Origin of the sequence: Shigella sp. FC1661, from assembly GCF_001712525.1 — a bacterium.
GTDB classification, from domain to species: domain Bacteria; phylum Pseudomonadota; class Gammaproteobacteria; order Enterobacterales; family Enterobacteriaceae; genus Escherichia; species Escherichia coli.
Window position 1 is genome coordinate 1 of sequence record NZ_MDGW01000521.1, and the last position, 302, is coordinate 302.

A 302-nucleotide genomic window follows, 5' to 3' on the forward strand; every position below is an offset into this window, starting at 1 on the left:
GGAAGTCACTGTCGTTCTCAAAATCGGTGGAGCTGCATGACAAGGTCATCGGGCATTATCTGAACATAAAACACTATCAATAATTTGGAGTCATTACCCATGTATATTACTACCCATATATAGCGTCTATAAAATTTAATAAATAATGACGCCCTAGTTAAACTTAAAGTGCCTGGTTCAACTATCAAAAATCGCTCACCCTTTTTGGTAATGCTGCCAACTTACTGATTTAGTGTATGATGGTGATTTTAAGGTGCTTGCGTGGCTTCCATTTCCATCAGATGTCCTTCCTGCTCCGCTAC

General features: G+C 39.4%; 1 protein-coding gene. It reads left to right on the forward strand.

Annotated elements, in window-relative coordinates:
* Positions 1–83, forward strand: an 83-nt coding sequence (locus BFF42_RS21590; protein WP_000618533.1) for an IS1 family transposase, incomplete at its 5' end; no start/stop codon positions are given.
* Positions 84–302: the final 219 nt, after the last annotated feature.